This window comes from Candidatus Cloacimonadota bacterium, assembly GCA_011372345.1.
Taxonomy (GTDB): Bacteria; Cloacimonadota; Cloacimonadia; order Cloacimonadales; family TCS61; genus DRTC01.
In genome coordinates this window covers 1-5,743 of the sequence record DRTC01000681.1, presented here as the reverse complement: position 1 = coordinate 5,743, position 5,743 = coordinate 1, and the positions used below count along the sequence as shown (strand labels likewise).

General features: G+C 40.1%; 2 protein-coding genes. Both read right to left on the bottom strand.

The genetic code is table 11. The features are described 5' to 3' along the window. Window positions 1–309: 309 nt before the first annotated feature. The gene (locus ENL20_13075; GenBank protein HHE39480.1) at window positions 310–3,120 is read right to left on the bottom strand and encodes a hypothetical protein; all 2,811 of its coding nucleotides are present in this window, start codon (window positions 3,118–3,120) and stop codon (window positions 310–312) included. Window positions 3,121–3,293: 173 nt separating this feature from the next. Beyond that, entirely contained in the window at window positions 3,294–5,600 is a 2,307-nt protein-coding gene (locus ENL20_13070) for a hypothetical protein (protein ID HHE39479.1), read from the bottom strand. Between the last annotated feature and the right edge of the window lie 143 nt (window positions 5,601–5,743).

Here is a 5,743-nt window from a genome sequence, read left to right as displayed (position 1 = left end):
GACACCATCAAACCTTATTTTCCACATTTTGGTGTCATCTTATTTTCTTTCATTAAAAATTATTATGTTTGATAATCAAGCATTATAAACGGATTTATCAAATAAATAATTTTTAGAGGTCAGGAGTTCTGATCTTACTGAAATATAAAGAATTGACTTTTCTATGTGTTTAATTGGAGATATAATGCAGGGAACAGGCATGCCTGTTCCCTACAAAAATAGAAAAAACCTTCAAGGTTATTCGAACATCAGTTCGCGAAACCTTGAAGGTTTATCTTTTTATTTTGCAGAATACAATTCTGTGCTATGCTAATTGACCGCCGTCACATAATAAAACCTCTTCTCATTCGCACCAACTGCTTCTGTCCAGTCTGTCTCGGTTGTATTATCCAATAGAGAATAAGTTCCGTATGGATCATTCGCATCCGCCACATAGATATTGTAAGAAGTTGCTTCAGGGACTGCATCCCATTGGATAAATGCTCCGTTATATGTGATCGTGATCGTTACATTATCCGGTGCGGAGGGTGGAGTTGCTTCAGGTTCATCCCAATCATCGGCTCCAGGTCCACCGTAACTTCCCATATCAGCAGTTATAGTTCCCAGGGCTGGAAATAGAGCATAGCCGGGATTTTCCGGATCTTCCGGATCATTATAAGCAGGATCAGGATTGCCTGCATCAACACAGAGAGATGTAGGGGAGAGGTGATAGTTTCCATTATCAGGATCAATGAATTCGGGATCAACATCGATGTTTCCTACTCCTTCACATCCTCCCGCGATATTGCAGTATGTAGCGTTGATGAAATCATATCTTCCCAGGTAGGGAGAAAATTCATAAATCTCATCGCAGACAATACAATCAATCATATCGATCGTAAACGGCATCATATCCCCAAATATGTAAATTCCGTCCCCCTCGAAATTGGCAATATTATCGCAAATGACACATGCAGTCAGAGTGGTTGTCATACACATCTCCGCATAGATACCTCCACCGCTGTCCGCTGTATTTTCATAGATATTAACATTGTTCAGTTCTGCGATCAAAACGCTTAAATAGAGTCCTCCGCCATTGCCTGCAGTATTGGAATAGATATTTCCGTTATTCATTGTGATGGAAGAACTGATAGTTACTTCGATCCCGCCGCCAAAAATGTCGGAATTATTATCATAAATATCAACATTGGAAAGATCAAGGTTGGAATCCCAGGCACAGTAAATCACCCCGCCCCCTTCTGATGCATAATTGTCTCGAACATAAGCAGTCTGCATGGTAAGATCAGAATAATCAGAGCAATAAACACCGCCACCGTAAGTTGCCGAACCGTTCATCACCGTCAGATTCTCAAGCGTTACGGATTCATCTCCGTCGAGATAAAGAACAGTGCTGTTATCTTCCGCATCCAACCAAGTGTTTTCTCTGTTACTACCGGAAATTGTCACAAAATCTTTGCAGTTCAACGGATAAGTTTCTGCGGAAAATCCATTTGAATAAGTTCCACCTGCCAGATAGATCGTGCGAGGATTTCCTGCGTCTGCTTCGATTTTGGTCATTGCTTTGGTGATTGTTTTGAGAGGATTGCCTGCATCAAGACCGGAGTTAAGATCGGATCCGTCAAAAGAACTGACATAAAGATCAGCAGCAACCTGCGTCTCTATACTGTTCAGGATGGAGAAAATGAAATCCCCGATCGGATGAGCAAAGTAATCATTGGGATTGGCAACAGTGAAATAATCAACATAAACTTCGATCGGAGTAGAACCTCCGTATGAATATAAGTCATTTCCGGAAGCTCCAATATTAGAATAAAGATCGCAGCGAGCGAACATATTAAAGTTTGCTCCAGCACTTGAATCGAAGTAAATTCCACCTCCTTTGATAGACCTGTTGTTGATTATGGTAGAAGATTCAAGAGATGGATATGAATTATAGCCCAGATAAAGTCCGCCGCCGGCATCTGCTGAAGTGTTATCTTCAACAAGAGAATCATATAAAATAAAGTTTGAGTTATATGAGTAGATACCTCCGCCTTTAACTCCTGCTGTATTTTCAGTGATCTCACTGTCATTCAAAAGCGGAGCAGATTCATATATATAAACTCCACCTCCGGAATTTCCAGATTCATTATCATAGATCAGGGAATTAATCTCCGGACTGCTGTTGGAATAGCAGTAAACTCCGCCGCCATACCAGTTCGCAAAATTATCGTGAATTTGATAATCAAAAATGTTCGGACTGCAGTCGTTGTAGCAAACGATTCCGCCACCATAACCAGCTGAATTATCACTGATTGTAACGGAACCAGGTGAAGTCAGAGTTACCGTCTGATAAAGGTACATTCCTCCACCCTCGCCAATGTCAGCGTTGTTATTGCTGATCGTGACAGTATCAAAAGTAACATCTGAATTTGTTCCAATATAAAGTCCGCCGCCATAACCGTGTGATGTATTGTTATCGATCAAAACATTAGTCATTGTTACGATCGAACTCCAATCAATAGACATGCCGCCGGTTTGTTCTGCGTCATTGTTGATGATATCGACATTGGTCAAATCCATTGTGTTGGATTGATGACAGTCTATCCCGCCGCTTTGATTGGCATAGTTATCCTCGATGGTTGTATTATTCAAAGTAAGCGTGGAGAAAGAAGCATAAATCCCACCTCCGTCACTAGTTGCTGAATTGTTATAAATGTTGCAGTTGTTTAGTTCAATCTCTGCATAATAACAATTGATTCCTCCACCATCGACCGCTTCTCCATGTGTAATGTAGCAGTAATTCAGAACTGAAGCAGGTTGTGTATTAATGATCGTTTGAAAGAAATATAAACCCTGCCAGCCAACCGTATAAGGATCATAAGCCATGAAATAAACCTTATTTTCGCTTGTTCCATTTACCAGCAATTGACCGCGAATGCGAAATTCATAATAATCATCAAAAACAACTATCACACCTGCTTCAATTGTTAAAACTTCATCGATTGGAATATTCGTATCTCCAACAATCCGATATGGACTTCCAGCAAAATCCCAGGTTCCACTCACATCTCCGGAAACATTAGTTGCGAAGATGCTGCCAGCTATTAAAACTAAAACTACTAAAACAAAACTTTTCATTTTTCCTCCTGAATATTCACCATTTTGGTATTTAATTTTTTGTATCACCACCGTCTTGGTGGTTTTCGTTTCTGGATTCTTTTTTAACTTCGTTTCCCATCGGGACGATGGGGATACTGTCGCACATTTTTTGTAAAATGGGTTTTTGCCACGAGATGCAATTTCGTGCTACATTAATTTTCTGCTGTTACTTGATAAAACTTCAGATCTCCGGAAACAGCTTCACTCCATTCGGTAGCTGTAATTCCGGATTGTTCCAAATTGGAAAATGTTCCCTCAGGATTTGGATCGCTGTAAACATTGTAAGAAGTTGCTCCAATAACTGCATCCCAATCGAGAGTTACAGTACCGGCGGAATAGAAGATGACAACATCAGGAGCAGAAAGAGCATTCTGATCATAATAATATGCTCCCATATCATTCCTGGTTCCATCTGGATCATTTGGTGAAGACGGATCGCCGGAATCGATACAGGGAGATCCTGAAGTTAGAGCAAAATCATAATTAGCAGGATTTTCAAATAATGGATCGGAGTTTATGTTTCCGGTTCCGGTCCAACTTCCATCAATATCACAATATGTCGGATCAGGTGTTCCGCCATCAACGAGAATGTGGATTTCGTTAGGAGAATCATTCCATAAGATACAATTTGTCAAAGTTGGATATGACCAGTCATAAAGAACAACTGCTCCACCATTTGTCGATGCAGTATTTTCAGAAATAGTGCAGTTGAAAATTTCCGGACTGCAGCCGCCGATATAAATTGCTGCTCCGTAGGATGCGCTGTTATTATTTAAAAGGCAATAATCCAGAGATCCATTTGCACCGTTGAATTGAATTGCTCCACCGTTTGAAGCAGAATTATCTCGGAAAACGCAATTTTTAATAATCGGTGATGAATACCTGATATGAATTCCACCTCCACCATCATCGGCAGAATTTCCTTCAAAAAGACAATTTTCAATTCGCAGACGTGATGATTCATAAACGAACATTGCTCCGCCAAAACCGTTTTCCCAACCAGTACCATTAGCATTTCCATCCTTGAATGATGTATAAGTTATTTTACTGGAATCCATTCCGTTCCAGGAAATATCGTAAAATCTTAATCCATACCATCCGGTTGTTGGATTTTGAGCATGGAATCGAATGCTATCATTTGCTGTTCCATTGATCACTAATCTTCCAGAAACAGAGAATTTGTAATGACCGGTAAAAATAATATCTGTTCCTCCGGCAGGAGGATTGATAGTCAGGGTATAATCATGTGGAATTTGCAGGTCGCAATCAACATAAATGAGATCATAATTCCAGGTTCCATCCACATCACCGCAAACATGATAACCTCCACTGGGAGAATCAGTTCCTTCTCCGGAGACAGCAACTGTAGAATTACCGACTTGTGTGGAATAAATAGTTATTGTTCCTGAATATGACTGAACTGCATCAGGATCGAAAGTAACCTGGATGTCTCGAGTTCCTGATACTGGAAGTGTAAAACCAGAAAGTCGATCTCCTGGTCTGGCATCAAGATCGACAAGGGTGAATGCAGGATCATCAGATAGTATTTGGTCAATAACGATCGGAACTGAATCGACATTTTCGAGGGTGAAGATCTCGGAATCGGTTTCTTCGATATTTACTTCTCCAAAATTTATAGCGGATGGAGTTACTGTAAATCCGGAAGGAGGAACAGGAGTCCAACCTTGAAGTCTTGCCATCATCCACCAGACAGCTCTTCCTTTTTGTTCGCATGATGCTTGAGTTGTGTGTCCGTAAATATCTCCATCAAAATCCGGATGTTGTAATGGAATTATAGTAGAATCGTATTCATAAGAATTCATCACTCCATTGTGCCAGCAATCAAGGTCAGCAAAGTCGAAGAGAACTTTGTTATTGGTGATACAATAATTCCGTATCTGCTCATTTCTTAAATAACGGTTATAACCTTCGGCTCCGTCTGTTTGTGCATTTCCAGTCGTATAGATAAAAGTAACTCCGGGATTAGCTGCTTCAAAGTCTGCCATTGTATCGAGATAATTCTGTATCTGGGATGCATTATAATAATTGCATTGTGTGCAGAAACACCACATCGAAACATTGATGGTAGGATTATTATCCAGAACATTTTGCGTCATTGTTCTGCCTGTATGAGTTTCCCAATAAAGATCCGGTGTTATGTAAGTATCAGTTTCCTGACCATCAAAAATGCAGAGAGAACCGGCAACATTCGGTAAGTACTGATATCCTACTTCATAAGCAAGAGAAGGATCACTGTTTTCTAAAAACTGTAAACCCCAGGTCAATTGTTCTCCGTGTGATGTATGAGCGTAATGCCATTTGATGTCTGACTGTACATCATCGATAACAGTCGAAGGGATTTGACTGATGTCGATACACTCATGATCGATGATCATACCCTGGCTTTGCAGGGATGAAATTCCTGATAACAGGAATAAAAACAATAATAATCTTCTCATATTTCCTCCTTTAAAATTACAGGTTCTGTAACACAGAACCTGTTAATATGACACTTAACTTATTATTTTCTATACCATTAAAGCACTTTTGGGAAATCTCCCCTAAAAACAAGACCGGTTTGATCTGTTTCTGGGATATGCCT